Source organism: Elusimicrobiota bacterium (assembly GCA_041660925.1).
GTDB lineage: Bacteria > Elusimicrobiota > Elusimicrobia > UBA1565 > UBA1565 > JBAZUV01.
This window is the reverse complement of sequence record JBAZVI010000005.1, coordinates 170,464-197,260: the sequence shown is the minus strand read 5'-3', so window position 1 is coordinate 197,260 and position 26,797 is coordinate 170,464. Positions and strand designations below refer to the sequence as shown.

At 70.6% G+C, this 26,797-nt stretch carries 23 protein-coding genes; 4 read left to right on the top strand and 19 right to left on the bottom strand.

Features of this window, described 5'->3' with window-relative positions:
* Window positions 1-80 precede the first annotated feature (80 nt).
* The 6 genes from WC969_08905 to recG form a co-directional block, all read right to left on the bottom strand.
* Window positions 81-1,787: a HEAT repeat domain-containing protein gene (locus WC969_08905; GenBank protein ID MFA6029959.1), complete on the bottom strand. Its 1,707-nt coding sequence runs from the start codon at window positions 1,785-1,787 to the stop codon at window positions 81-83.
* Complete coding sequence (metH, locus tag WC969_08900; protein MFA6029958.1) at window positions 1,784-5,260, bottom strand: methionine synthase; 3,477 nt, start codon at window positions 5,258-5,260, stop codon at window positions 1,784-1,786. The genes WC969_08905 and metH overlap by 4 nt, the downstream gene beginning before the upstream one ends.
* Window positions 5,257-6,147 (bottom strand): hypothetical protein, encoded by an 891-nt coding sequence (locus WC969_08895; GenBank protein ID MFA6029957.1) that lies wholly within the window; start codon window positions 6,145-6,147, stop codon window positions 5,257-5,259. Before WC969_08895 ends, metH begins: the two co-directional genes overlap by 4 nt.
* Window positions 6,148-6,230: 83 nt before the next feature.
* The gene (locus WC969_08890) at window positions 6,231-7,121 is read right to left on the bottom strand and encodes a hypothetical protein (GenBank protein ID MFA6029956.1); all 891 of its coding nucleotides are present in this window, start codon (window positions 7,119-7,121) and stop codon (window positions 6,231-6,233) included.
* A 93-nt stretch (window positions 7,122-7,214) separates the two neighbouring features.
* On the bottom strand, window positions 7,215-7,442 hold the full coding sequence (locus WC969_08885; GenBank protein MFA6029955.1) for a hypothetical protein: 228 nt from the start codon (window positions 7,440-7,442) through the stop codon (window positions 7,215-7,217).
* A 257-nt stretch (window positions 7,443-7,699) separates the two neighbouring features.
* Window positions 7,700-9,793 carry an ATP-dependent DNA helicase RecG gene (recG, locus tag WC969_08880; protein MFA6029954.1) on the bottom strand — a complete coding sequence of 698 codons (2,094 nt, stop codon included), beginning with the start codon at window positions 9,791-9,793 and terminating at the stop codon, window positions 7,700-7,702.
* Between the two features lie 72 nt (window positions 9,794-9,865).
* Here recG and WC969_08875 point away from each other — a divergent pair, with 72 nt between their 5' ends.
* The 4 genes from WC969_08875 to WC969_08860 all read left to right on the top strand — a co-directional run bounded on the left by WC969_08875 (window position 9,866) and on the right by WC969_08860 (window position 14,545).
* Entirely contained in the window at window positions 9,866-10,738 is an 873-nt protein-coding gene (locus WC969_08875) for an NAD(P)-dependent oxidoreductase (GenBank protein ID MFA6029953.1), read from the top strand.
* 30 nt (window positions 10,739-10,768) lie between these two features.
* Window positions 10,769-10,969 carry a 50S ribosomal protein L28 gene (gene rpmB / locus WC969_08870; GenBank protein ID MFA6029952.1) on the top strand — a complete coding sequence of 67 codons (201 nt, stop codon included), beginning with the start codon at window positions 10,769-10,771 and terminating at the stop codon, window positions 10,967-10,969.
* 265 nt (window positions 10,970-11,234) lie between these two features.
* Window positions 11,235-12,911, top strand: a complete 1,677-nt coding sequence (locus WC969_08865) for a hypothetical protein (protein ID MFA6029951.1) — start codon at window positions 11,235-11,237, stop codon at window positions 12,909-12,911.
* Window positions 12,908-14,545 carry a hypothetical protein gene (locus tag WC969_08860; protein ID MFA6029950.1) on the top strand — a complete coding sequence of 546 codons (1,638 nt, stop codon included), beginning with the start codon at window positions 12,908-12,910 and terminating at the stop codon, window positions 14,543-14,545. Before WC969_08865 ends, WC969_08860 begins: the two co-directional genes overlap by 4 nt.
* A gap of 80 nt (window positions 14,546-14,625) precedes the next feature.
* On the opposite strand, the gene WC969_08855 is transcribed toward WC969_08860, so the two are convergent.
* From WC969_08855 to WC969_08795, 13 genes are read right to left on the bottom strand one after another with little or no spacing between them, the layout of a single operon-like run.
* Window positions 14,626-15,081 (bottom strand): cyclic nucleotide-binding domain-containing protein, encoded by a 456-nt coding sequence (locus WC969_08855; protein MFA6029949.1) that lies wholly within the window; start codon window positions 15,079-15,081, stop codon window positions 14,626-14,628.
* A gap of 11 nt (window positions 15,082-15,092) precedes the next feature.
* Window positions 15,093-16,535 (bottom strand): RelA/SpoT family protein, encoded by a 1,443-nt coding sequence (locus WC969_08850; protein MFA6029948.1) that lies wholly within the window; start codon window positions 16,533-16,535, stop codon window positions 15,093-15,095.
* Complete coding sequence (locus WC969_08845) at window positions 16,532-17,254, bottom strand: hypothetical protein (protein MFA6029947.1); 723 nt, start codon at window positions 17,252-17,254, stop codon at window positions 16,532-16,534. The genes WC969_08850 and WC969_08845 overlap by 4 nt, the downstream gene beginning before the upstream one ends.
* On the bottom strand, window positions 17,251-19,005 hold the full coding sequence (locus WC969_08840; GenBank protein ID MFA6029946.1) for an ABC transporter ATP-binding protein: 1,755 nt from the start codon (window positions 19,003-19,005) through the stop codon (window positions 17,251-17,253). Before WC969_08840 ends, WC969_08845 begins: the two co-directional genes overlap by 4 nt.
* Complete coding sequence (gene lpxB, locus WC969_08835) at window positions 19,002-20,168, bottom strand: lipid-A-disaccharide synthase (GenBank protein MFA6029945.1); 1,167 nt, start codon at window positions 20,166-20,168, stop codon at window positions 19,002-19,004. The genes WC969_08840 and lpxB overlap by 4 nt, the downstream gene beginning before the upstream one ends.
* 1 nt (window position 20,169) lies before the next feature.
* A complete protein-coding gene (locus WC969_08830) occupies window positions 20,170-21,207 on the bottom strand; it encodes a Gfo/Idh/MocA family oxidoreductase (protein MFA6029944.1) in 1,038 nt (345 codons plus the stop codon).
* Window positions 21,204-22,055, bottom strand: a complete 852-nt coding sequence (gene lpxI, locus WC969_08825) for a UDP-2,3-diacylglucosamine diphosphatase LpxI (GenBank protein MFA6029943.1) — start codon at window positions 22,053-22,055, stop codon at window positions 21,204-21,206. The genes WC969_08830 and lpxI overlap by 4 nt, the downstream gene beginning before the upstream one ends.
* Before the next feature lies 1 nt (window position 22,056).
* Window positions 22,057-22,872 carry an acyl-ACP--UDP-N-acetylglucosamine O-acyltransferase gene (gene lpxA / locus WC969_08820; protein ID MFA6029942.1) on the bottom strand — a complete coding sequence of 272 codons (816 nt, stop codon included), beginning with the start codon at window positions 22,870-22,872 and terminating at the stop codon, window positions 22,057-22,059.
* The gene (locus WC969_08815; GenBank protein ID MFA6029941.1) at window positions 22,869-23,315 is read right to left on the bottom strand and encodes a hypothetical protein; all 447 of its coding nucleotides are present in this window, start codon (window positions 23,313-23,315) and stop codon (window positions 22,869-22,871) included. The genes lpxA and WC969_08815 overlap by 4 nt, the downstream gene beginning before the upstream one ends.
* Window positions 23,312-23,869 carry a 3-hydroxyacyl-ACP dehydratase FabZ gene (fabZ, locus tag WC969_08810; protein MFA6029940.1) on the bottom strand — a complete coding sequence of 186 codons (558 nt, stop codon included), beginning with the start codon at window positions 23,867-23,869 and terminating at the stop codon, window positions 23,312-23,314. Before fabZ ends, WC969_08815 begins: the two co-directional genes overlap by 4 nt.
* Complete coding sequence (lpxC, locus tag WC969_08805) at window positions 23,866-24,759, bottom strand: UDP-3-O-acyl-N-acetylglucosamine deacetylase (GenBank protein MFA6029939.1); 894 nt, start codon at window positions 24,757-24,759, stop codon at window positions 23,866-23,868. The genes fabZ and lpxC overlap by 4 nt, the downstream gene beginning before the upstream one ends.
* Complete coding sequence (gene lpxD, locus WC969_08800) at window positions 24,756-25,799, bottom strand: UDP-3-O-(3-hydroxymyristoyl)glucosamine N-acyltransferase (GenBank protein ID MFA6029938.1); 1,044 nt, start codon at window positions 25,797-25,799, stop codon at window positions 24,756-24,758. The genes lpxC and lpxD overlap by 4 nt, the downstream gene beginning before the upstream one ends.
* Window positions 25,796-26,788, bottom strand: a complete 993-nt coding sequence (locus tag WC969_08795) for an OmpH family outer membrane protein (GenBank protein MFA6029937.1) — start codon at window positions 26,786-26,788, stop codon at window positions 25,796-25,798. Before WC969_08795 ends, lpxD begins: the two co-directional genes overlap by 4 nt.
* Between the last annotated feature and the right edge of the window lie 9 nt (window positions 26,789-26,797).

Below are 26,797 nucleotides of genomic sequence, written 5' to 3'. Positions count from 1 at the left end.
CCAGGCGTCCGGGATCGCCCCAGAAACTTCCTGATCTTGAAGAGCAAGGATTTTCCGCCGCTTTGAGCGGAAAATCCTTGCTAGCGGGTGAAGTCGACGCCCTCATCATCGCTGGGGTACCAGCCCGCCGCGCCCCCCAGGCGCGTGCGCAGCCACCAGCGCGTGCGCGGCTCGGCGACGAGCGTGAAGTCGCGTTCGGCGGACTCGGTCAGGCACTCTCCCAGCAGGAGGCGGCCGGCGGAGCGCAGGAAGCAGGCGCCGTCGGGGCGGTAGGCGAGGATCTCGAGGGTCTGCCCCTCGCGCAGGTCCAGGTTCACGCGCAGGACCGGTGATTCGTAGTCGGAGGGCTTCAGGACGCGGTCGGGCCCGAGGTCCCGGAACCCGGCGCGCAGATCCCTGCGCGCGCGGAGGAGCCCCGGCTCCAGCATCACCACGGCGGAATCGACGACCGGCAGGGGGGTTCCTTCTGGGGGCCGTTCGAGCCGCGCCGGCGAGGTGGGGTCCGGGGTCTCGCGCAGTTCGAGCGAGAGGCGCCGTCCGTTCCAGAGCGGCGAAGGCTTCCCCGTCGTGGGCCAGCCGCCGTAACGGAAGGGTGCGGGCGCGGCCTTCTCCTTCGCGGGCGCCTTCGCCTCCGGGGCGGCCGGCGGCTCGCGCGAAGAGCGCAGCGCCGTCGCGAAGAAATCCGCCGCTTTCTGGATGCGCACCGCGTAGGGGCGCGGGTCCCCACCCTTCTCCCTGGGCGCGAAGCGCTTGTCGGAGATGACGCTCTCACTGAGCCGCAGCAGCGGCTCCGCGGAGTCGGCGTCGCCGATGCGCACGAGCGCCTCGGCGGCCTCGGCGATGAGAGAGGGGTCGGGGGATTTGAGGGCCTCGAGGAGCGGACGCACCGCCCGCACGTCGCCCGTCCCTCCGAGCAGGCGCGCGGCTTCGAGGGCCGGGCGGCCGCGCTCGCGCAGGAGGAGCGCGCAGACCGCGTCGAAGCCGTCGGCGGGAAGATCCCCGATGCGGGGCTTGCGCGCGCGCAGCGCCGCGGCGGCCTCGCCCCTGAGGGGGCTGCTGCGGCGGTAGTAGCGCGCGAGCTCGAGGAGCGCTCCTTCCGATGGGCGGCGCGAGGAGACGAGCGCCGCGATCGCGCTGCGCGCCGCGGTCTCGCGCAGGCCTTCCGGGCCCGGGCCGTGCTTCTTCGCCAGGCGCAGCAGGAGGTCCGCCTCGTCGGAGCCGGTCTCGGCGAGGACGGCGAGCGCCTCGCGCAGGAGGGGCTCCGGGGAAGCCGGGTCGTAGGCGTGCTTTTCCGCCAGGGTGCGGCGCGCAGTCACGTCGAGCCGCAGCGAGCCCGCCGCCTGCAGCGCGGCCGCGCGCAGGCCGGCCTCCTCCTTCGGGTCCGCGGCGACGTCGCGCAGGGGCGCCAGCGCGGAGGGGTCTCCGATCAGACCGAGGAAGGCGGCGGCGTAGGCCCTGAGCTTGTGCGCGCGCGTGCGCTCGCCGAGGCAGGACGCGAGCGGGACGACCGCCGGCAGCCCGAGCGCGCGGAACTCGGGGCCGAAGCCCCGCAGGCGCCGCTCGAGCGCGATCTGCTCGAGGGGATCGGCCTCTCCCTGGCGCGCGACGAGGCCCTCCATCGTGCGCAGCATCGCCTCGGCCCGCTGCGCGGGAGGGAGCAGCGTCTCCGGTGAGGCGGTCGCCTTCGCGGCCTTTTGCGCCGGGCCCGGCCGGGCCCGGCGGGGCGCGGCGTCGACGGACCGGGCCGCCCCGAGGCCGCAGATGAGCAGCAGGAGGAGAGTCCTCATGCGTCCACGGAGAAATAGCGCGCCTGAGGGTGATGGAAGACGAGGGCCGAGACGCTGGCCTCGGGATCCATCATGAAGCCCTCGCTGAGGCGCACCCCGATGTTCTTCTCCGGCTCGAGCACGCGGAAGAGCTTGGTCTGGTCCTCGAGGGAAGGGCAGGCGGGATAGCCGGGGCTGAAGCGCGCTCCGCGGTAGCGCGCCTTGAACTTCTCAGCGACCGCCTGGCCGGCGGGGTCGGGGATGCCCCACATCGAGCGGACGCGCTCGTGGAGCAGCTCCGCGAAGCCCTCGGCGCTCTCGAGGGCCAGGGCCTGAAGGGCATGGGAGCGCAGGTAGTCGCCGCCGTCGCGCCAGCGCGTCGAGAGCTCGCGCACGCCCTCGCCGCAGCTGACGACGAAGAGCGCGACGTAGTCCGTGCGGCCGCTCCCGGCGGGGGCGACATAGTCGGCCAGGCAGAGGCGAGCGCCGCCCCTCTGTCGGGGAAAGGAGAGCGTCTCGAGGAGGCGTCGTCCTTCCCGCGGGGAGTCATAGAGGCGGATGACGTCGCCCTCCGACTCGGCGCAGAGGAAGCGCAGAACCCCGCGGGGCTTGAGGAGTCCCTTCTCCGCCGCCTCCCCCATGAGCGCGCGCACGCGGTCATGGAGCTCGACCGCCTTCGCGTCTCCGCGCGCGAGCAGCTCCTCGAGGTTCCCCTTGAGTCCGAGGTGCTTGCCGTAGAGCATCACGGGATTGACGTAGCGGAAGACTTCGTCGAGCTCGATCCCGCGGACGACGTGCGTCTTGAGGTCGGGAGGCGTGGGGATGATGTGGTCGTGCTTCGGAGCCGGGGAGGAAGGGATCCCGACGGAGGGGGCGGCCGTCGACGGGCGAGAGGCGTCTCCCGCCCCGAAGGCCGCCTGCTTCTCGCGGTTCTCGGCGACGAGCCCCGCGCGGCGCGCGGGGTCCTGCAGCGCGTTGGCCTGCTGCAGTCCCGTCATCGCGTCGCGGGCGTAGAGCACCGGACCGCCGTACGCCGCGGCGATGCGCGTCGCCGTGAAGCGGGCCGTCAGCGCGGCCCCCCCGACGAGCAGGGGGACGTCGACGCCGGCGTCCTTCAGGTCGGAGGCGGTCGCGGCCATCTGCTGGGTGGACTTCACGAGCAGCCCCGAAAGCCCGATCATGTCCGGCTTCAGCGCGCGGGCTTTCTCCACGATGGCGCCGGGCTCGACCTTGATGCCGAGGTCGACGACCTCGAAGCCGTTGTTCTGGAAGATGATCTGCACGAGGTTCTTTCCGATGTCGTGCACGTCGCCTTTGACGGTCGCCAGCAGCAGGCGCCCGCGGGGGGAGGAGACGCCCTTTTCCATGCGCGGCTCGAGGTGCGCGACCGCCGCCTTCATGACCTCGGCCGACTGGAGCACCTCGGCGACGATGAGGCGGTTCTCGCCGAAGAGGCGGCCGACCTCGTCCATCCCCTTCAGGAGGGGGCCGTTGACGATCTCGAGCGGCTTCAGCCGCCCTGAGAGCTCGTCGAGGGCCTCCCCGAGCCCTTCCTTGCTCCCCTCCACGACGCAGCGGGCGACGCGCTCCTCGGCGGGGAGCCCGGCGGCGGGAGCGGCTTTCACGCGAGACTTCGCGTCGCGGTAGCGGGCGGCGAACTCGGCGACCGGGTCGCCCGGCCCTTCGCCGCCGAAGAGGACGCGCTCAGCGAGCCGGCGCTCCTCCTCCGGCAGCGACGCCCAGCGCGCGAGCTTCTCGGCGTTGACGATGGCGAGGTCGAGTCCCGCCTCCACGCAGCGGTGAAGGAAGACGGCGTTGAGGACTTCGCGGCCCGCCGGCGGGAGACCGAAGGAGACGTTGGAGACTCCGAGGACGGTCTTCGAGCGCGGGAAGGCCTCCTTGATGAGGCGCAGTCCCTCGACGGTTTCCGCCGCCGAGCCCGCGTAGTTGCGGTCGCCGCTCGCGCAGGGGAAGACGAGCGGGTCGAAGTAAAGGTCCTCTTCGGGGATCCCGTACGTCCCGGTGAGGAGGGCGTGCTCGCGGCGCGCGACCGCGAGCTTGCGCGCGCGCGTCAGCGCCATGCCGGCCTTCTTGTCCTCGTCGATGGTCCCCACGACGAGCGCGGCGCCGTAGCGGCGCGCCAGGCGCGCGACGGGACCCAGGCGCTCCTCGCCGTCCTCGAGGTTCACCGAGTTGATGATGGCCTTCCCCGGGCACATGCGCAGCGCCGCCTCCACGACCGACGGGTCCGTGGAGTCGATCATCCAGGGAGCCTTCGTCTTGCGCACGAGGAAGCCGAGGAAGCGCTCCATGTCGGCCTTCTCGTCGCGGTCGGGGTTCGCGAGGCACACGTCGATGACTCCGGCGCCGCCCCGGACCTGCCGCCGCGCGACCTCGGCGGCTTCCTCGAAGGCCTCACGGGCGATGAGGTCTTTGAAGATGCGCGAGCCGATGACGTTGGTGCGTTCGCCGACCAGGACGGGCCGGCGGTCGTCCTCGACGCTCAGGGCCTCGAGGCCGCTCAGCGTCGAGCGCCGGGCGGGGTCGGGGCGGCGGGGGGGAAGCCCCTCGACGGCGCGCGCCGCGGCGCGGATGTGCGCGGCGGTGGTGCCGCAGCAGCCGCCGACGACGTTCAGCCAGCCGGCATCCGCGAAGCGGCGGACCTTGGCGGCGAAGCTCTCCGGCGTCTCGTTGTAGCAGCCGTGCTCGTCCGGCAGGCCGGCGTTGGGATAGCAGACGACGGCGAAACGGCTGACCGCCGCGAAAGTGCGCAGGTGCTCGGTCATGAGCTCCGGGCCGGTGGCGCAGTTGAGGCCGACGGCGAGCAGGTCGAAGTGCTCGACCGCGGAGGAGAGGGCCTCGACGGTCTGTCCGCCCAGCATCGTCCCCATGGGCTCGATCGAGACCGAGAGCATCGTCGGCAGGCGGCGCCCGGCGGCGGCGAAGGCGTCCTCGATGCCGAGCAGGGAGGCTTTCACGTTGAGGGTGTCCTGCTGGGTCTCGAGGAGGAGCAGGTCGCAGCCCCCCTCGACGAGGGCGAGGGCCTGCTCCGCGTGGTAGCGCCGGACCTCGTCGAAGGTGATCCCGCCGGTGACGAGGATGCTCTTGGTCCCCGGTCCCATCGAACCGGCGACGAAGCGGGGCCGCGCGGGGGTCGAGAAGCGACTCGCCGCCTCGGCGGCGATCCGCGCGGCCGCCCGGTTGAGCTCGACGGTCTTCCCCTCGAGGCCGTATTCGGCGAGGACGTGGCGCACGGAGCCGAAGCTGTCGGTCTCGATGATGTCGGCGCCCGCCTCGAGATAGTCGGCATGGACGCGGGCGATGGCGTCCGGGCGGGTCAGGACGAGGTGTTCGTTGCAGCCTTCATAGCGCGCGCCGCCGAAGTCGGCGGCGCTCAGGGACGCGGACTGCAGCGCGGTGCCCATGGCGCCGTCGAGGACGAGGATGCGCTCGGCGAGCGCGGTCCTCAGGGCGTTCGAGCGGTCGGGGTTCATGGGAACTCGATGTAGACGGCGTTCGAGGCGCCGACGATCACCCCGATGGGGAGGCTCAGCTGCATGAGCAGGGCGACCTTCCGTCCCTTCATCGCGTCCGGAGCGGCGAGCGTGACGCGCACCTCCTGGACGGTGTCGGCTTCGATGCGCAGTCTCTCCGGCTCGACGCGGATCCAGGAGACGTCCTCGAGCGCCGTGTAGCCGGGCGGCAGCGGCATCACGGTGCTCTGCCAGGCGATGGGTTTGAGCACGAGGTCCAGCGCCTTCTGGGAGCGGTTGGTGACTTTGAAGGAGCGCTTCTCCTCCTTCTTCACGTCGTAGGGCCCGGGCCGGGCGCTCCGCACGTAGAGGGCGGCCGGGTAGAAGTCGTAGTCGAGGTCCACCATCGCCTTGCGGCGGCGCTCCTCCTCGAGCGTCGCGGGGCCTTTGCCGACCGAGAAGCGGACGTCGCTCTTGACGCCGGCGGCGAGGAGGCCCGTATCCTTCGTGTGCGCCCAGATCTTCGCCTGGAAATGACGCCCTGCGAGTTTCGGGTCGTCGGGCAGGGTGATGACGAGGTCGCTGAAGCCGGGCTGGCCGGCGTTCAGGCGGTAGGCCGCGGGGCGGACCTGGAGCCAGGTCGGGTCGGGAATGGGCTCGTAGGGCGTCTTGCACTCGGCGCTGGAGGGGGAGACGATCTCGACGGCGATCTCGGCGGGGGAGTCTCCGCGGTTCTTGACCGTGTAGGGCACGCCCTTGAGCTCGCGGATGTTGTAGCTGTGCCCGGGCTTGAGGTTCTCGAGCACCACGTCCACGAACTGAGACGAGAGCCCGATCTTCGCCTGCGCGGGGCGTCCGGCGGAAAGCAGGGCGGCGACGAGAAATGAGGCGCAGAGCAGTCGTTTCATGGGATCTCCTCCGGCGCGGCTATTCTAGCTTTTCCAGGCGCGCCCTCAGGAGTCCGTCCGAGTAATTCGGAGGAACGGACTCCTTAGAGCGGCTTGTCGACGATGTCGAGGAAGCGCGCGTCGCCGCGCAGGGGCTCGAACTCGAGGGCTTCACGGGCCTTTTCCGTCAGGCCCGGGTCGAGCAGGGCGGCCGAGCGCAGCTGGTTGAGCGCCTCGGCGTCGCGTCCCTGCGAGGCCGAGATGAGCGCGAGGTGGTAGCGCGCATCGGCGCGGCGGGGGTCGAGTTCGACGGCGGTCGCGAGCTCGACTCCGGCCGCCTCGAGGTCCGAGCCCTTGGTGTAGAGGAGGATCCCATGGGTGGCGTGGGCGTGAGCGCGCTCGCGCCGGACGCCGGGCTCGAGGAGGCGCACGAGCAGGGGCTTGTAGCCCGCCGCCTCTCCCACCCCCCGCTCGCGGAAGATGATGAGGGCGCATTGGAGGAGCGGGTGGTACTGGATCCGGTACGGCACGAACTTCTCCCCGGGCCAGGAGGGGGAGCCCTCGGCGCGCAGGGAAGCGGTGCTGAGCAGCAGGGCCGTCAGGTCCGCGCGGCCCGGCACCTCCGCGTCGCGGACCTTCTCGGTGAACCCCTTGCGGAGGAATTTCTTGGAGAGGTCCTCGGTCTCCTGGCGGCCGCGCTCGCGGCTCCAGGCGGAGTCCCGGCGAGAATCAAAGCGCCAGGCCGGCTTGGGGACGGTCTGGCCCGGCTCCAGGGTCAGCGTGCCGATGCTCCAGGCGACCGGCTCGCCCTGGAGTCCCTCGCCGATCCCCGGGAAGCGCAGGTGGGTGATGGCGGCCGAGCAGGCGTCGGACCAGCCGAGGAAGGAGAGCTCCTCGCGGGGGAGTTCGCTGAACGAATCGACCCGCCCCTGGAACGTCGCCGGCGCTGCGAAGGACGCCGCCGCGAACAGCGAGAGCAGCCGCAGGAGGATCATCGTCCCCAAGTATATCGGAGCGGCGCCCCCCTGTCGAGAGCCGGAATCTCCGCAGGAGATCCCGGCGTCTGTTTCGGCAGGGTGAAGAACCCTCTAATTAGAGGAAACGGGATTCCCCGCGGCGGCCGCCTGTGACGGAGCGGGGAAGCCCGTCCGCGAAGGGGAGTTCGGGGAGTCCCGGAGCTGCTCCTGTTCGATGGCCGCGTGCAGGGTGTCGGCCGAGGGCTTCAGGCTCTGCGGTCCCTCGAGGATGAGCGTGGGACCGAGGAAGAGCGCCGCGAACAGGAAGACGATCCAGTAAAGAGACCAACGGCCTTTCATATCCAGAGTATAGCGGCGGAGCGGCCGAAGCGGATGGGTCCGTAAGGGCATTTTCGGGCCGCTTTTCGGCCCAAGGCGGGGTGGGTCCCGGGGGCATCCCGGGGCGCGGGAGGGGCCTATGAAGGAAGGTAGGCCTATGGGACGTTTGTTATGTTTATGCGGGTGGCAGGGGCCTGCCCTGTATGGGCCCCCTCCCCCTGACCCCCTCCCGCAGGAAGGGGAGCTAAGGAAGAATAGCCTCTAGTGCGCGGCAGACTTCAGGCGAGATCTATAGAATGCCACTTCTGCTCGTAGCGCAGGCCCAGGCGGCGGCGCAGCGCCGCGAGCGCTGGAGCGCGCAGCTCCGGGTCCTTCTCGAGCATGCGCTCGGCATCTTCGCGTGCCGCCGCGAGGAGGTCGGCGTCGCGGAGCAGGTCGGCCGCGCGCAGGGCGAGGTCGCCGTGCTGGTCGACGCCGAGCGCGTCGCCGGGGCCGCGGAGCTTGAGGTCCTCCTCGCTGATGCGGAAGCCGTCGCTCGTCTCGCAGAGGGTCGCGATGCGGCGGCGCGCCTCGGGGGTGGCCGGCTGGGCGACGAGGAAGCAGTAGGATTTCTCGGTTCCGCGGCCGATGCGCCCGCGCAGCTGGTGCAGGCTCGAAAGGCCGAAGCGTTCGGCGTTCTGGACGACCATGACCGTCGCGTTGGACACGTCGACGCCGACCTCGATGACCGGGGTGGCGACGAGGACGTCCCAGAGGCCGCGCGCGAACTCGTCCATGACGACGCCCTTGCGCTTGCCCGGCATGTCGCCGTGCACGAGGGCCACGCGCAGGCCCGCGAAGGCGTGCGCCTTCAGGCGTTCGTATTCGGCGACGGCGGCCTTGAGGTCGAGGCGGCTCGACTCCTGGATGATGGGGTAGACCACGTAGGCCTGGCGGCCGGCCGCGACCTCGCGGCGGACCGCCTCGAAGGCCTCTTCCTCCGCGACGTGGTGGGTGACCGCGTAGCGCCGTCCGGGAGGCATCTCGTCGATGGTCGAGACGTCGAGGTCTCCGTAGAGCGCGAGGCTCAGCGTTCGCGGGATCGGCGTCGCCGTCATGAGCAGAAGGTCCAGCGGCGGCCCCTTGCGGCGCAGCGTCGTGCGCTGGCGCACCCCGAAGCGGTGCTGCTCGTCGATCACCGCCAGGCGCAGCTTCGGGATCATTACGTCGCCCTCGAGCAGCGCATGGGTGCCCACGACGATGTCCACGGCGCCCTCCCGGAGCTTCTCGAGGACGCGTCGGCGCTCGCGGGCGCCGACGCTCGAGGAGAGGAGCTCGATGCGGACGGGGAGGCCCTCGAGGAAGCGGCGCAGGGTCCAGAGGTGCTGTTCGGCGAGGATCTCGGTGGGCGCCATGAAGGCTCCCTGCCCTCCGTTCTCGACGGCCAGCAGCAGCGCCGAGAGCGCGACGACGGTCTTCCCCGAGCCCACGTCCCCCTGCAGCAGGCGCGTCATCGGCTGCGGAGCGCGCAGGTCCTCGAAGATCTCGTTGATGACGCGCTTCTGGGCGTGCGTGAACTCGAAGCCGAGCTTCTCGCGCATCGGGGTCAGCAGGGTCCGGCGCACCTCGTAGCTGAAGCCCTTCTCGACGGCGCGGGTCTGGCGGCGCTTGATGACCCAGGCCAGCTCGAGGAGCAGGAGCTCCTCGTAGGCGAGGCGCCGCCGCGCCTGGCCGAGCTCGGCTTCGCTGCGGGGGAAATGGACGGCGGGGACGGCCTGCGGCAGCGCGAGGAGCTCCCGTTCCTCGAGGAGCGCGAGAGGGAGGACCTCGCGCAGGTCGGGGGCCGCCGCCTCGAGGGCCGCGGCGACGGTCTCGCGGACGAGCCGGGCGCTCAGCCCCTCGGTCAGCGCGTAGACCGGCACGAGGCGGTCGATGTGGAGGCCGGCCCGCGGGTCCTCGGCGGGATAGTGCTCCTCGACCTGGATCTTGCGCACGCGCAGCAGGCCCGGCTCCGTGCGGCCGACCACCCAGAGGTCGGCGCCGGGGCGGACCTCCTTCTTGAGTCCCGCGAAGACGTCGTAGCGGCGGCTCGGGCGCTTGAACCAGACGCACTCGATGTCCTCGGGGTTTCCCGGCACCTTGAGCAGTGCGCTGTAGATGAGGAGGTGCATCCCGGCGTGGATCTCGCGGACGCGCGCGACGCGTCCGAAGGCCACGACGGGGTCCTCCCCGGGCGGCATGTCGAGGCGCGAGGGGCGGCGGTCCTGCCAGGCGCGGGGAAGGTGCTCGAGGAGGTCCAGGAGGGTGACGATCCCCAGGCGCTCGAAGACGGCCGCGCGCTTGGGCCCGATCCCCTTGACGAACTGCACGGGCTGGTCGAGCGCGCTGGTCATCGAGGGGGATTCTAACAAACAGGCATGGCGCCGGGCGGAGGGATTTCAGTACCCTTGTCGGGGGGGACTCCTATGGAGAAGATCGAGAGCGTCGGATTCATCGGGCTGGGCATCATGGGCGCGCCGATGGCGCGGCATCTGCGCGCGGCCGGCTACCGGGTCCGGGTGTGGAACCGGGACCGGCGCAAGGCGCTCCCCCTGGAGGCGCTGGGCTGCGCGCTGGCGGGCGCACCCCGGGACCTCGCCGAGTGCGACGCGACGGTCGCCATGGTCACGGGTCCCGAGGCCCTCGACGAGGTCCTCGGCGGACCGGCGGGCTGGTTCGCCGGCGGGCCCCGCGGACGCCTGCTCGTCAACATGAGCACCGTCTCCATCGCCTGCACCCTCTCCCTGGCCGAGCGCTGCCGGGCCGCGGGCTCTCGCTTCCTCGATTGCCCGGTCGCCGGCAGCAAGGCCCAGGTGGAGGCCGCACAGCTCATCGTGCTGGCGGGGGGCGAGGAGGCCGATCTGGCGCTCGCCGAGCCGATGCTCCTGAAGATGGGGAAGGCCGTCGTGCGGGCCGGAGCGGCGGGGCAGGGCACGGCGCTCAAGCTGTGCATGAACCTCATCGTCGCGCAGATGACGACCGCTCTGACCGAGTCGGTGACGCTCGCCCGGACGCTGCAGGTGGACCCCGCGCGGGTCTTCGACGTGCTCAAGGCGAGTCCCGCGCTCGACTGCGGCTACTTCCGCATCAAGGAGAAGGCCCTGCTCGCGCCCGACTACTCCCCGGCCTTCCCGCTCAAGCACATGCTCAAGGACGTCCGCTTCATGCTGGCCGAGGCCGGGGCGCGGGGGGCCGCCTTGCCCGTGACGGAGGCGGTCGAAGTCCTCATGGCCCGAGCCCTCGCGGCGGGCGAGGGCGACCGGGACCTCTGCGTCATCGCCGAGACCCTGAAGATTTAGGCGCTCCGAATTTGTTATCATAGTCTTACTATGGCCTATCGATGTTCCATCTGCGAGAAGGGTCCGGTTTCCGGCTTCAGCTACAGCCATTCGCACAGGGCGACGAAGCGGGTGTTCCGGCCCAACCTCCAGAAGCAGAAGTTGGTCCTCGCGGGCAAGACCCGCACCGCCTACGTCTGCTCGACCTGCATCAAGTCCGGCAAAGCGGTCCGTCCGAGCAGAAAGCCCTGAGCACCTAAGGACCCCCAGGGCTGTCTTGGCGGGGCTGGTTTTGACCCGGATGCAAGGCGCGAGGAGCGAGCATAGCGTGAGCTATGTGAGCGACGAGCAACGCTGCAGACGGGTAGAAAGCAGCCCCGCCCTTCATTTTGGGAAGCCCCTCTTCCGGACGATTCCTGCGGCGCTCCTCGGTCACATAGCTCGCGCTATGCTCCCTCGTCGCTTCTTGGACTCGCCACGGAATAGGGGCTTCCAAGACAGCCCTGGGGGTCCCTAGGTGCTCCCCGGGCTCATGGCCGGCTTCCGACGCTGGATGCCGGCCGCTCTATCGGCCGCGCTCGCCGCGGCCTGCTTCGGCCTTCCCCTCTCCAACCCGGACGTCTTCTGGCATCTGAGCGCCGCGCGCTGGATGCTGGCGCACGGCGCCGTTCCCCGCGTCGACTGGCTCTCCTGGACGATGAGCGGCGCCCCGTGGGCCGACTTCGAGTGGCTCTCCCAGCTGGTCTTCCAGGGCTTCCATGCCCTCGGAGGGATGCGCGGGCTCTGGGTCCTCAAGTTCCTCCAGCTCTCCTGCGCCGCGGCCCTGCTCTGGCCCATCCTCGGCCTCTACGGCGCCGCGCCGGCCGCGCGCGGGCTGGGGATCTTCCTCTGGGCGCTCGGCCTGACGACCGCCAACGACCTCCGTCCCGAGGGCTTCTCCCTCGTCTTCTTCCTGGCGCTCTGGCTGCTGCTCGAGCGCAGGCGCCTGCGCGGGCCTTCGCGGGGACCCCGCGCGGAGATCCTCGGCTGCGCGGCCTTCTTCGCGTTCTGGGCCAACCTGCATGCCGGCTTCCCCTACGGCCTGCTCCTGCTCGCGCTCCATGCCGCCGGCGACGCCCGGCGCCGGCGCTCGTGGACGCTGGGGTACTGCCTTCTCGCGGCCGCAGCCGGCGCACTGCTGAACCCGTATGGGACGCGGGTCTACGGCGTGCTCCTGGAACATGCCGGAGCCCGCGAAGCGCTGAGCAGCTATATCCGCGAATGGCAGGGGAGCTCGGTGGAGACGCCCTGGCTCTGGCCGTTCTGGGCGCTGCTCGCGGGCTCGTTCGCGGCGGCGCTCGCGCGCTTCCTCAAGGACCGCGCTCTCCCTTTCGAGCACCTGGCCGCCCTTCTGCTCTTCGCGCTGGCGGCTTCCGGCCACGCGCGCATGACCGTCTATTCGGTCACGGTCGCCATCCCCATCGCGGCCGCGGCGCTCGGGGGCTTCGCCGGGTCGCGGTGGCTGCGGCCCGCGCTCGCGGCGGTATGGGCGTCCGGAGTGCTCTTCTTCGCCGTCAAGCTCGCCCCGCCTCTCTCGCGGCCTCGCGCCTTCCTCCCGGACTACGTGCCGGTCGGGCTTGGCCGCTTCCTCGACGCCGAGCGTGCGCCGCTGGGCCGGCTGCGGCTCGTCAACCCCTGGCATTGGGGCGGCTATATCGGCTGGCGGCTCGCTCCCGACTATCCGATCTTCGTCGACGGCCGCTACATCTTCCACGAGCGCCTCGCGCCGATGTACGCGGCCAACCGCAGCCCCGAGCTGTACCGGGCCTGGCTCGACGGCCTCGGCGCGCAGCTCGTGATCCTGGAGCGCACCTCTCAGCTCGTGCCGATGCCGGTCACGCTCAAGGACGGGACGAAGACCCAGCTCTGGCGGCCGTTCTACCTGTTCTATCTGCCGAAGAGGGACTGGGCGCTGGTGTACTGGGACGCCCGGGCGAGCGCGTTCGTCCGACGCGCCGCCGTCAGGCCCGCGTGGCTCAAGGAGCGGGAGTTCTCCCTCTTCCGTCCCGACGACCTCATCGCCGCCGCCCGCATGCTCGCCGAAGGCCACGCGACGCGCGCCGCCCTGGCGGGCGAGGTCGAACGCTTCTCCCGCTGGGCCGAGCCGGGCGACGCCGCCGCGGCCCGCGCCTGGCTGAAGGGGCTGCCGCGATGAAAGGGGCCTGGGCCGCGGCCGCCGTCCTCGTGCTCGCCCTCTGCGTCCTGCTCCCCGTCCGCGACCCCGACCTGTGGTGGCATTTCTCCGCCGCGCAGCGCATGCTCGCCGACGGCGCCCTGCCCGTCTCCGACTGGCTGAGCTTCACGAGGTCCGGGAGCCGGTGGACCGACTTCGAGTGGCTGGGTCAGCTCCTCCTGTACGCGCCCTATCGCGCCGGCGGCTTGGCGGCGGTCTGGGTCTTCAAGGCGGTGTTCCTGGCGATGACGGCGGCGGTCCTCGCGTCCGGTCTGCGCGGGGAAGAGGGGGCCTCGGCGCCGGCGGGAGCCGCCGCCCTCGGGCTCTGGGGAGCCTGCCTCGTCCCGCGCTCGGACGCGCGCGTCGAGCTCTTCTCGCTGCTCTTCTTCGCGCTCCTCCTGGCGCGGGCCGACGCGTACCGCCGCGGCGCCGCGCGCCGCCTCGCCCCCGCCTGGGCCTGCGCGGCTTTCTTCGCCCTCTGGGCGAACCTCCACGCGGGCTTCGCCGCGGGCCTGGCCGTGCTCGCGCTCTGCGCGCTGGGGGAACTCTTCCGCCTCGAGGGGTCCGCCCATCTGCGCATGCGCTCCTGGCTGAAGGCCCTCGCGTGCGGCGCTGCGGGCACGCTGCTCACGCCTTTCGGCGTCCGGCTCTACTCGGCGCTCGCCGTGCACGCGGCCGACGGCGGGACGCTCGCCCGGCTCATCGTCGAATGGCGCCCTCTCGACCCGTCGCGCCCGGCGCACTGGCCCGCGTTCCTCCTCATCCTCCTGCTCGCCGCGGTCCTGCTCAAGCGTCCCGCCGCCTTCCGCCGCGCGCCGGCGGCCTGGCTCCTCGCGGCGCTCTTCGCGGCGCTCTCCCTGCGGCATGCGCGCTTCGCTCCCTACCTCGCCTGCGCCGCGGTGCCCCTCGTCGCCTCCGGCCTCGCCGGCCTGTACGCGCGCGCCGCGCGCGCGGCCTCCGCCCTCATCCTCGCCTTCTGCGTCCTCTCGACGCTCCGTTCCGGCGCCGAGCTCGAGCTCGGCCGCGCGGTCTTCACCGACGTCCTGATCCCGGCGCAGGGAGCGGCGTTCATCGCCCGCACGCCCGAGCTTCACGGGCGCCGCTTCTATCACCCCTGGGGCTGGGGCGGCTATCTGGGCTACGCCCTGCAGGGCCGCCTGAAGGTCTTCCAGGATGGGCGCTACATCTTCCATCCGCTCTTCGCCGAGTCCGCCCGCGCGGCGCGCAGTCCGGAGGCGTGGGCCGCCTTCCTGGACGAACGCGGCGTCGAGGCGGCGCTCGTCGAGAACCTCCCGTTCATGCGGCCCGGGACGCGCGTCCATGCCGACGGGAGCACGGCGGCCCTGCGCCGGCCGTGGTACGCGAGCTATTTCCCCTCGGAGCGTTGGGCGCTCCTGCATTCCGACGAGCGCGCGCTGCTGCTGGTGCGGCGGGCCGCGTTCGACGCGCGCTGGGTGGCCGCGCGCGAGTACCGGCTCTACCGTCCGCATGACGAGGAGGCCTTCGCCGACGCCCTCGCGCACGGCGAGGTCTCCGGTGAGCGCTACGCCGCCGAGCGGGAAAGGAACCTCCGCGAGTCGGCGGTCCTCGCGGCCGTCCCTGTCGGGCGGTTGTGAAGAACCCGCCCCCTGATCTTTAGGGGCGGGTTCTTCACCCGCTTAAGCAGAACAGCGGGTCCCCGAAGGGGATCCGCTGATTATTTTTGAGGGGCGGGGGTGGACGCGGACGCCGGAGCCGGCTTCTTCGTCCGGCTCTCGATGAGGGCGACGGTGCGCTCCTTGAAGGAGGCGTCGGAGTCCAGAAGCTGGCGGAAGGCGGCCTGGGGGACCACGAAGAGCAGGGATTCCTCCGCCGCTCCCTTGATGGTCGCCGTCGCCGTCGTGAACTCGAGGATCGAGCGCTCGCCGAAGATGTCGCCGGGGCCCAGCTCCGCGACGCGCACCCACTCTTTGTTCTTCTCAGGGCGGATGAACACGCTCACCTTGCCGGTCGCGATGACGTACAGGCCGTCCACCGTCACGCCCTTGAAGATCACGGTCTGATTCGCCTTGAAGGTCTTCTGCTCGACCGAGGTCGCGAGCAGGCGGGCCTGCTCGTCGCTGAGGCCTTTGAGGAAGGGGACATGGTCCTTGAGGAACTCGGTGATGGTCATGACGGACTCTCCTAGGCGCTGATGCCCTTCTCCCGCAGGAAGCTCCGGATCTTCGAGCGAGCGCGCGCGGTCTTCACGATGCGCAGCCAGTCCTTCTTCGGCTCGGAGTTGCGCCGGGTGACGATCTCGCAGATGTCGCCGGACTTCATCTCGTAGTCCAGCTGGACCATCTTGTTGTTGACCTTGGCGCCGACGCAGGTCATCCCGATGTCGGTGTGGACGGCGAAGGCGAAATCGAGCGGAGTGGCTCCCGCGGGCAGGGCCTTGACCTCGCCGGCGGGGGTGAAGATGAAGACCTGGTGGAGCTCGAGGTCGGTCTTGAGGCTCTCGAGGAACTCGCGCGGGCTCTTGAGGTCCTGCAGCCATTCCAGCCACTGGCGCAGCCAGTTGAGCTTCTCCTCCAGGTGGACGTCGGCGGTCTGCTCGCCGGTCTTGTAGCGCCAATGGGCGGCGATGCCGTACTCCGAGGTGCGGTGCATCTCCTCGGTGCGCAGCTGGATCTCCACGAGGTCCCCGCCGGGGCTGACGACCGTCGTGTGAAGACTCTGGTAGAGGTTGATCTTCGGGATGGAGATGTAGTCCGTGAAGGAGCCGGCCACGGGCTTGAATTCGGAGTGGATGATGCCGAGAAGCGCGTAGCAGTTGGAGACGGAGTCGGTGATGATGCGCACGCCGAGGGAGTCCTGGATCTCGGCGTACGGCTTGTCCTGGCGCTGCATCTTCTGGTAGATCGACCACAGGCTCTTCGAACGCGCCAGCACGCGGTGAGGGAGCTGGGTGTTCTGGAGCTTGCGCTCGAGCACGGCTTTGAAGTTCTCCAGGGACTTCTCGCGGCTGCTCGTCAGGGCCACGACCTGCTTCTCGAGCTCGGCGTATTCCTCCGCGTGGAGGAACTTGAAGGCCAGGTCCTCGAGCTCGCTCTTGAGCTCGAACATCCCGAGCCGCTGCGCGAGCGGGGCGTAGAGGGAGACGGTCTCGTAGGCGATGCGCTGGCGCCGCTCCGGGGCGAGGTACTGCAGGGTGCGCATGTTGTTGAGGCGGTCGGCGAGCTTGATGATGATGACGCGGATGTCCTGCGCCGTGGCCAGGAGCATCCGCCGCCAGTTGGCCGCCTGGGCCTCGTCGTGGGAGGTGAACTGCAGGGAGTCGAGCTTCGTCACGCCCTCGACGAGCTGGACGACCTCGTTGCCGAACTCCTTCTTGAGCTCCGCGGCGGTCGAAGGGGTGTCCTCGAGCACGTCGTGGAGGAGCCCGGCGCAGACGGTCGGGAGGTCGAGCTTGAACTCGAGCAGGGTCTGGGCGACGGCGGCGCAGTGGACGAAATACTCCTCGCCGGAGGCGCGCGCCTGGCGCGCGTGGGCCTGCTTGGAGAAATCGTAGGCCTTCTCGAGCATCGCCGCGTCGATGTGAGGGGAGTACTCGAGGAAGCGGGCCTTCATCTCTTCGCGGTTCATCGCACGCTCCGCAGGAGGCCCATGAAGACGGCGCCGGCGGCGAAGGAGGCGAGCGCCCAGCGGTCCTTGTCCTTGTGGGCGCGTGTGAACGCGCCCGCGGCGCCGATGTAGAGCAGTGAGCCGCCGGAGAAGCCGAGGAGCGCCGCATTCCCCGCGGCGGGCATGGCCGCGAGGCCGGCGTGGGCGACGAGGCTCCCCAGCGGGGTCGCGAGAGTGACGGCGGCGAGCGCCGTGAGGGTCGTGTCGCGGCGCCAGCCGCCTTCCAGCATGAGAGAGGTCACGGTGTAGCCGTCGGCCAGCTTGTGCACGAGCAGCGCGAAGCCGCCGGCGGCCCCCACGGCCGCTCCGGCCGCGAGGGCGGCGGAGAGGTTCGCCCCGTCGAGGAAGGAGTGGAGGGCCAGCGCCGCGAAGGCCCAGGGGCCGAGGAGGTGGGCGTGGCAGTCCTCGACGTACTCGCAGCAGGCGTCGGGCACGCCGGTGCTCTCGACGAGGAAGAGCGCGACGAAGGCGGTCAGCGCGCCCCAGCCGGACCACGCCTCGTCGAGGCGGGCCGCCTCGGGGAGCACGCCCACGAGCGCGATCCCGAGCAGGAGGCCCGAACGCAGAGCGAACATCCGCGCGACGGTCCGGCGCGAGAGCGCCCCGCGGATCGCGGGGACGAGTCCCCCGAAGAGGGTCATGGCGGCGGCGCCGACGTTGAAAAGGACGAGCTCCCTCACGCCGCGGCCTCCGCGGAGCGAGGCTCGGGCGCCGCGCGCTGGATCTCCCAGAGGCGGCGGTAGAGGCCGTCGCGGGCGATGAGTTCGTCGTGAGAGCCGCACTCGGCGACGGCCCCCTCCTGCAGCACGTAGATGCGGTCGGCGCCGCGCACGGTCGAGAGGCGGTGCGCGATGACGAGGGTGGTGCGGCCGTCCATCAGGCGGTCGAGCGCGCCCTGGACCTCGCGCTCGCTGGTGGAATCGAGGTTGCTCGTCGCCTCGTCCAGGACGAGGATCGCGGGGTCCTTGAGCACCGCCCGCGCGATGGCCAGGCGCTGGCGCTGGCCGCCGGAGAGCTTGAGGCCGCGGTCGCCGAGGGGCGTGTCGTAGCCCGCGGGGAGCGCGCGGATGAAGGAATCGGCGTCCGCGACGCGGCAGGCGGCGGCGACCTCCGCCTCCGTGGCGTCGGGGCGGCCGAGGGCGACGTTGTGCCGGATCGTCTCGTTGAAGAGGATGGTCTCCTGGGTCACGAAGCCGGTCTGGGCGCGCAGGGAGCGCACGTCGACCTCCCGCAGGTCGACGCCGTCGACGAGGACGCGGCCCGAGGCGGGGTCGTAGAGGCGCAGGAGGAGGTGGATGAGGGTGGACTTCCCCGAGCCCGAGGGCCCGACGAGGGCGACGCGCTCGCCGCGGCGCACGTCGATGGTGACCCCGCGCAGGGCGGGAAGTTCGCGCGTGGGATAGCGGAAGACGATGTCCTCGAAGCGCAGCCCTTCGCGCAGGGAGGAGAAGCGCGCGGATCCCGGGCGCTCGACGACGGTCGGCCTCTCGTCGAGCACCTGGAAGATGCGCTCTGCCGAGGCGAGCCCGCGCTGGAGCTCGGAGTTCAGGCGCGCGATGTTCTTGGTCGGCGCGGAGGCGGCGAAGAAGGCCGTGATGAAGGCGAAGAAGTCGCCGATCGTCATGCGGCCGGCGAGGATCTCCCGGCCGCCGAAATAGAGGAGCGGGGAGAGGATGAGGGCCCCGAAGAACTCCATGAGCGGCCCCGAAAGGGCGGCCGCGCGGAGGTAGCGCATCATCTGGCTGAAGAAGGAGTCGTTCTCCAGGCGGAACTTCGCGATGGCGCCTTCCTCGTAGTTGAAGGCCTTGATGAGGAGCATCCCCTGCAGGCTCTCCTGGAAGCGGTGGTAGAGCTGGCCCATGATGACCTGGCTCTCGCGGCTCGCGTCGCGCATCTTGCGGCCGAGCACGCCGATGACCAGCGAGGCGATGGGGATGGCGCAGAACGCGATGAGGGCGAAGCGCCAGTTCAGGAAGAAGAGGGTGGCCGTCAGCACGATGACCGTGAGCGTGTCGCGGATGAGGTAGAGGGGGAGGAATTGGAGCGCGGACTGGAGGTTGCCCAGGTCGTTGGTGACGCGCGCGAGCACCTCGGCGGACTTCTTCTCCGCGTAGAAGTCGAGCGAGAGCGTGTGGAGGTGCCGGAAGAGCTCCTCGCGCAGCGTCTGCGTGCCGCGCTGGCCGATCCAGCTCATCAGATAGTTCTGCGCGTACGCGGCGACGGTCTTGATCCCCATCAGGACGGGGACCGCGATCACGATCGCCTTCAGCATCCGGGCGTCGCTGCGGACGAGGGCGTTGTCGGTCAGGAATTTGATGAGGTAGACGATGGCGCCGTTGGCCGCGGCGACGATGACCATCGCGATCCCGGCCTCGATGAAGCGGCGCCGATGGGGCTTCAGGTAGGGGAGGATGCGCCGCAGGGGGTTCATGCGCGGACCTCCTCGCGCGCGGGCGCGGGGCCGACGGCGGCCTCCAGGACCGCGGCGGCGGCGCGGCCGGTGGCGCCGGGGCCGCCGAGCTTCTCGCGCAGGGCGGCCAGTTCTCGGCGCAGAGCCGCGAGGCGGCGGGGTTCGGCGAGGAGGTCCAGAGCGGCGTCGGCGATGCGCTCCGGCGTGGCCTCGTGCTGGATGAGCTCGGGCACGAGGGTGCGGCCGGCGAGGAGGTTGGCCATCGCGATGTTGCGCACATGGACCAGGGCGCGGGCCAGGGCGTAGGTCGGCCAGGAGAGGCGGTAGACGACGACCATCGGTACGCCGAGGAGAGCGTTCTCCAGCGTGGCGGTGCCGGAGGAGCAGAGCGCGAGGTCGAGCCGCGCGCGCTCCGCGTAGGCCCGGTCGCGGACGAGGCGGACGGCGCGGCCCGTGCGGCGCTCGAACGCCGCGAGGTGGGGCGTGTAGAGGGCGTCGGGGGCCTGCGGCGCGGCGAAGACCGACAGCTCCGAGCGCGGGAAGGACTTCAGGACGCGCTCGGCGGCGGGCAGGAGGACGGGGAGGTGGCGCGCGAGCTCGGAGGCGCGGCTTCCGGGGAGCAGGCCCAGGCGCAGGGTGCCGTCGCCGGAGGCGTCGGGGTCGCGCGGCGCCGGGAGCAGGTCCAGCAGCGGATGCCCGACCCAGGTCACCGGCACGCCCTGCGCGCGGTAGAGCTCTTCTTCGAAGGGGAAGATGACGATCATGCGGTCGACGAGTCCGCGCAGTACGCGGATGCGGCCCGGACGGCTGGCCCAGACCTGGGGGCTCACGTAGTACAGGGTCTTCACGCCCGCGTCGCGGCCCGCGGCGAGGACGTGGCGGTTGAAGCCGTAGTAGTCGATGACCACGAGCGCGTCGGGGCGCTCGGTGCGCATGCGCGCGGCCAGCGTCCGCCGCAGCGCGAACAGATGCGGGATGCGCCGCAGCGGCTCGACGAAGCCGGTGAGTCCCATGCCCGCGAGGTCATGGAGGAACTCTCCGCCGGTCTCCTCGGCCGCCGCGCGCATGAGCGCGCCGCCGACCGCGTCCACGCGCAGGTCGGAGCGGCGCGTCTTCAGGGCGCGCAAGAGCAGGGAGCCGTAGAGGTCTCCCGAGGGGTCGCCGGCGACGACGAGAAGCCTCATCCTAGCCGAGCACCTGTTTTGAGACGGTTTCCGCGATCTTTCCGAGACCGCCCACCCAGCTGGGGAAGAACGAGCGCGAGCCGGCGTGTCCGGCGAGCTCGTATTTCTCGAGCTCGTCGGTGATCTGCAGGGCGAGCTTCAACGCCTCCATCCCGTGCTCCCCGGAGGGCCAGGGCTTGCGGTTGTGACGCACGCAGTCGAGGAAATGGTCCATCTCGTTGCGAAGGGGTTCGGACTTGGCCAGTTTGGGTTCATGGACGTCCACGTCCTGGAGGGTCTTGATGACGTCGGCCTTCTTCCGGCAGACCTGCAGGGAGGCGTTCATGTAATCGAGCGAGATGTAGCTGCTCTCCTGGAAGATGCGGATCTTCCGGCAGCGCTTCAGCGAGATGCGGCTGGCGGTGACGTCCGCGATGCAGCCGTTCTTGAACCGCACGCGGACGTTGGCGATGTCTTCGTGCTTGGAGAAGAGGCTCGCGCCCACGGCCTCGATGTTCTCGATCTCCGAGCCGACGAGCGTGAGCAGGATGTCGAGGTCGTGGATCATGAGGTCGAGGACGACGCCCACGTCCGCGATGCGCGGGTCGTAGGGGCCGAGGCGCTCGACGGTGATGTAGCGCGGCTGGCGCACGAACTCGATGGCTTTGAGGACGGCGGGGTTGAAGCGCTCGACGTGGCCGACCTGGAGGACCACGTTGTTCTTCTCGGAGGAGGCCACGAGCTCTTTGGCCTGCTCGATGGTGGCCGCGAGCGGTTTCTCGATGAGGCAGTGGATGCCCTTCTCCATGGCCGTCATGCTGATCTCGTGGTGCTTGGTGGTCGGGACCGCGATGACGGCGGCGTCGATCTGGTCGAGGACCTGCCGGTAGTCGCGGTAGGCGAGGGCGCCCGTGCGCCAGGCGGTGAGCTGGGCGCGCCAGATGTTCTGGTCGCAGACGGCCACCAGCTCCGTGTCCGGATGCTGGCTGAGGATGCGGGCGTGATGCGCGCCGATGCGTCCGGCGCCGATGACGGCGAAGCGGGTCTTGTCCTTCGTCATGTGCGGCCTCCCTTCTCGACGGTATCCTCGGAGACGGCGGCGATGGACAGCCCCATCTCGTCGGCTCCGCGCAGGAACTCGGGGCGGTCGAAGATGAGGGTCTTGCGCGCCTCGAGGCAGAGGTGGACGGCCCCGGCTCCCCGCAGGGAGGCGAGCGTGTCCAGTCCAACGACCGGCAGGTCGAAGCGGAAATCCTGTTTCGGCTTGGCCACCTTCACGAGGGTCAGGCGCGGCGCTCGGCCGTGGCTGCGGGCGATCTCGCCGGCGCGGGCGATCATCGCGTCGGTGCCCTCCATCCCCTCGACGGCGACGACGGCGCCGCCCTGCACGGCGACGCTCTGGCCGACGTCGAAGCCCGCCAGCGCCTTCGCCGCCTTCCAGCCGAGGAGGGCGTCGGCGCTCTCTTCGGCGGAGGGCTTGCGGCGGCTGAGGACGCCTTCCTCGGGCAGCAGGTGGCCGAGGTAGGCGGCCGAAGAGATGAGCTCGATGCCCTCCTTCTTGAACTCGTCGGCGATCGCGCCCAGGACGGTGTCGGTGCGCTTGTCCTTGAGGCCGGCGAGCAGACGCACCGCGCGCAGGTCGGGCAGGACCCCGCCGAAGAGGGAGGCATGCTGGACCTTCCCGGCCATCACGGCCTTCTTCACGCCGCTCTCGCGAAGATAGCGGACAGGAGCGTCGATCTGTCCGAGCTTGAAGAACTCCAGGCGGAAGACGAGCGCTTCGAGCGCGGGGTCGGTCACGCCGGGGAGCCCCAGCGCGACGACCTCCAGGCCGGCACGGCGCGCCTGTTCGGCGACGAGCAGGGGGAAGCGCCCCGAACCGGCGATGAGGCCGAGCCGTTCTCCCATGCTAAACAGACACGTCCTCGTCCTCGCTCGCGCGGACGCGGGAAGCGGCCCGCATGACGCCGCGCTTGGTCGGAGTCTCGATGAAGGAGAGGAGCTCCAGGACCTCGGGTCCCGGCTTCTCCGCTTTGAGCGACGCGAGAGCCTCTTCGAGGCGCAGGCCCGCGAGGAAGAGGGTCTTATAGGCCCGCTTGACGGCCGTGATCGCGTCGCGGGAGAAGCCGGCCCGGCGCAGTCCCACGAGGTTGAGGCCGCGCACGCGGGCGCGGTCGCCCTGGCATAGGCAGAAGGGGGGGAGGTCCTTGCCGATCATCGAGCCGCCGCCGGCCATGCAGAAGCGCCCGATGCGCGTGAACTGGTGCACCGCGCAGAGCCCTCCGAGGATGGCGTTGTCGCCGATGTGGACGTGGCCGGCCAGCGCGACCGAGTTCACGAGGATGACGTTGTTGCCGATCTGGCAGTCGTGGGCCACGTGGGAGTAGGCCATGAACATGCAGTTGGACCCGATCCTCGTCATCCCGGTGGCGGGGGTCGCGCGGTTGAGGGTTACGGCTTCGCGCACGACGTTGTTGTCGCCCATCGTCAGGCGCGTGCGCTCGCCGGCGTATTTGACGTCCTGCGGAGGGGTTCCGACGAAGCAGCCGGGCGAGAGGCGGTTGTTCTTCCCCAGGGCGGCGAACTCCACGACGGCGTGGGCGCCGACGACGGTCCCCGCGCCGATGACGGCGTCCTCGCCGATGACGGCGCCGGGGCCGATGACGGCCGTGGGGTCGATCTTCGCGCTGGGATGGATGACGGCGGAAGGGTGGATGTCGCTCATTTCTTGTCTCCGCTGTTCTCGCAGACGCCGAGGAACTGATTGGCGCCGGCGAGTCCGTTGATGACGTCGTGCTTGGTCCAGACCGAGGCGCCGCTGCCCCAGAGCGTGACGACGTGCATGCCGTTGACGCGGGGGATCACGAGGGTGACCCCGTCGCCGGTCACGTGCGCGGCGGCGGGGCCGGACTCGCCGTCGCGGCTCCAGACGGGGTTCGCGTGGAAGAGCTCCGCGAAGCGCCAGACGATCGGCCGGGAGTTCGGCTTCTGCCGGAAGAAGAAGCGCAGGTCGCCGTGGTCGGTGAGCGACTGGCCTTCCTGGAAGATGCAGACGACGGGCTTGGCGAGCGTGAAGTCCTTGGCGGGGGCCACCGCTACGCTCTTCTCCTCCTTCCCGCAGCCCGCGGCCGCGGCGAGGAGCACTCCGAACAGAAGGGTTTTTCTCATGGCTTCTCCATGAAGGCGAACGTCATGACGGCCTCGGCGGCGCGCAGGCCGTGTTCCTCTCGCGCCGTCCCTGACGCGCTCAAGGGCGCGGCGTGTCCGTCGCGCTGTTCGCCCTCCTTTCGCGACGGACCTTTGGCGCTAAGGACCGAGGTCCCGCCGGCGATGTACGCGACTCCGCGCACCTTGGCGGCGCGGGAGCCCGAACGGAGGACTTCGACGTGCAGCTCGAGCAGGCTTCCCGGGGTCACGGGATGGCGGAACTTCGCCTCCTCGATGCCGATGAAGACCCCGAGCTTGCCCGCGAGGGTGCCGTCGTCGGCGAGCAGGACGCCGGCCGTCTGGGCGAGGGCTTCGAGGATGAGGACTCCGGGCATGAGCGGCCGTCCGGGGAAATGGCCCGGGAAGAACGGTTCGTTCATCGTCACGCCCTTGCGGCCGACGGCCTTCTTCCCCGGCTCGAGGACCTCGACGGCGTCCACGAGCAGGAAGGGGTGCCGGTGGGGCAGAAGCGCCTGGACCTCGACGGGTCCGAGGAGGCGCGCGGTGCCGCTCACGCCGGTCTCCCCGCGGCCGGCACGCGGCCGCGCATGCGCATGGCGGCCTCGTTGAGGAGGCGGGCGAACTCGATGTTATGGGCGTGGCCCGGCCGCAGCGCCTCGATGCGCATGCGGAAGAGCGGCCGCCCGATGAGGGTCAGGTCGCCGATGAGGTCGAGCACCTTGTGGCGGACGAACTCGTCGGGGAAGCGCAGGCCGCCCTCGCTGGCCATGATGCGGTCGCGGCAGATGACGACGGCGTTGTCGAGGCTCCCGCCCTGGGCGAGGCCGAGCTCCCGCAGGAAGGCGATCTCATGCTCGAAGCAGAAGGTTCGGGCGGAGGCGATCTCGGAGGCGAAGGTCTCCGGGGTCGGGCGGACCGTCATCTTGAACTCGGGGACGAGCGGATGGTCGTGGAGAAGCGTCGCCGAGATCTCGAAGTGCTCGGCGGGGACGGCGCGGTAGATCGAGCCCTTGTCCTCGTAGACGACTTCTCCGGGGAGGTGGAGGTAGCGCTTGGGGTTCTCGGGGAAGCGCTGGAGGCCGGCTTTCATGAGGGCCTGGAAGTAGGGCATCGCGGAGCCGTCGAGGGCCGGCGGCTCGTTGGCGGTGACGTCGACGTCCGCGTTGTCGATGCCCAGGCCCGTGAGGGCCGCGAGGGCGTGTTCGACGGTGTGCACCTTGGCGTCCCCGAGGCCGAGGTTGGTCCCGCGCACGGTGGCGACGACGAAGCCCAGACGGGCGGGGATCATCGGAGAGCCCGGAAGGTCGGAGCGGAAGAAGCGGATCCCCGCGTTGGGGGGGGCCGGACGGAAGGTGATGCGCGAGGAGTTCCCCGTGTGCAGCCCGATGCCCTCCAGGGTGACGCTTTCGCGCAGGGTGGTCTGGCAGTCGGGACGGTCGTTCATCGCGGGGCCTCCTCGGCCTTGCGTCGCAGTTCCTTGAAAGCCTGATACATCTCCGGCAGCTTCGAGAAGATCGCCTGCAGCTTCATCGCCTCGCGGTGCGGGCGGGCCGGAGAGCCGAACAGGATGGTCTTCGGCTCGACGTCGTTCATCACGCCGGTCTGCGCCGTGACGACGACGCCGTCCCCGATCGTGAGGTGCCCGGCCACGCCCGCCTGGCCGGCGAGGACCACGCCGTTCCCGAGGGCCGTCGAGCCGGCGATGCCGGCCTGGGAGACGATCAGGCAGCTGCGGCCCATGCGCACGTTGTGGCCGACCTGGACGAGGTTGTCGATCTTCGTGCCGGCGCCGATGCGGGTCTCCCCGGTCGTCGCGCGGTCGAGCGAGACGTTCGAGCCGACTTCGACGTCGTCCTCGAGGACCACGCGTCCGATCTGGGGGATCTTCCGGTGCTCTCCGGTCTTCGGGTCGGTCCAATAGCCGTAGCCGTCGGAGCCGACGACGGTCCCCGAGTGGAGCTCGACGCGGTCCTTGAGCTCGCAGAAGTCGTAGATCACGACGTTGGGATGGACGACGCAGTCCTTGCCGATGCGGACGTTGTAGCCGATCGCGCAGTGCGCGCCGATGGAGCTGCGTTCGCCGATGATGGTGCGGGCGCCGATCGTCGCGAACGGGCCGACGAAGACGTCTTTTCCGAGCACGGCCTCGCGGTGCACGTCGGCCTTGGGAGAGACGAGCGGCGGCTCCGTGCGGCGGCGCTCCTTGTCGATGAGCGCCAGCCACTGGGCGTAGGCCCACTTGGGCTGCGCGCAGTAGAGTCGGTTCGCCGGGCCGGGCTTGCCCTTGGCGGAGTCGTGGAGGAACACCGCGCCGGCCTTCGTGACGGCGACCTGCTCGGCGTACTTGGGGTTCTCCAGGAACGAGACGTCCGAGGGGCCGGCCTCCGCGAGCCCCGCGGCGGCGCCGACCTCATGGGCGGGGTCTCCCTCCAGGACGCAGCCGGTCCGCTCGGCGAGCTCCTTCAGGGTCATCCGCAGACTCATAGGCCCTCCAACTTCTTGAGGACCTTCTCCGTGAGGTCCACGGTCTTCTGGCCGAAGAGGATCTGCCCCTTGTCGACGACGACGCTGACGCCGTTCTCGCGAGCGACCTCCTGGACGACGGTATAGATCTTGCCGAGCAGGATCTCGGAGCGCCGGCTCTCCAGCTCCAGGAGGTTCTTCTCGACCTGCTCCTGGTGTTTGAGGGCCTCTTCTTCCTTCGCGGCGATCTCCTTGCGCTTGGCGTCGGACTGGGCGTCGAGGATGGCGAGCCGGTCCTGTCGCGAGCGGAGTGCGGCGGCCTCGAGGTCGGCGGTCGTGGGCTGCGGGGGAGGCGGCGGGAGGACGGGAACGGCGGCCGGCTCCGCGGGTTTCGGGGATTCGGCGGGCGTCGGGGGCTCGGCGGGCGTCGGAGTCTCCGCCGGCTTGGCGGCCTCCTGGACGGGGGGCTCGATCTGCACCGGTCCGGTGGTGAGGCCGGGCAGGTTGATGGTCAGCGGCTTGTTCATGCCCGGGAGCGTCATCTCCTCCCTGGCGGGGAGCTTGAGGTCGGGCAATGGAGGCTGCGCGGCCTCAGGCTTCGTGGCCTCAGGCTTCGGGGCTTCGGGCTTGGGCGGCTCAGCCACCGCGAGCTTGGCTTCGAGGGGCGCGGGAGCGGCCGGAACCGTCTCCGGGGGCTTCGCCGGTTCGGGCGCGGGGACCGCGAGCGGGGTCTTCTGGAGCAGCTCGCGCTCGAGGATGAGCCGCGAGAGGTCTGCGCGCAGCGCCACCAGCTCCGCCTTGCGCAGGTTCACCTGCTCTTCGGCCTGCCGGACGATCTCCTGGAAGCTCTGGCGCGCTTTGTGCGTCTCGGGGAAGCGCTGGAAGACGCGGTGCAGGTCGACGTAGCCGATGCTGCCGCGTTCGCCGCGGTTCTCCTCGAGGCTGACCTCGAGGGAGCGGGCGCTGCGCGGGAGGGCGGCGAGGGCGACGGCGGCGAGGAGGGAAAGCAAGGTTCTTTT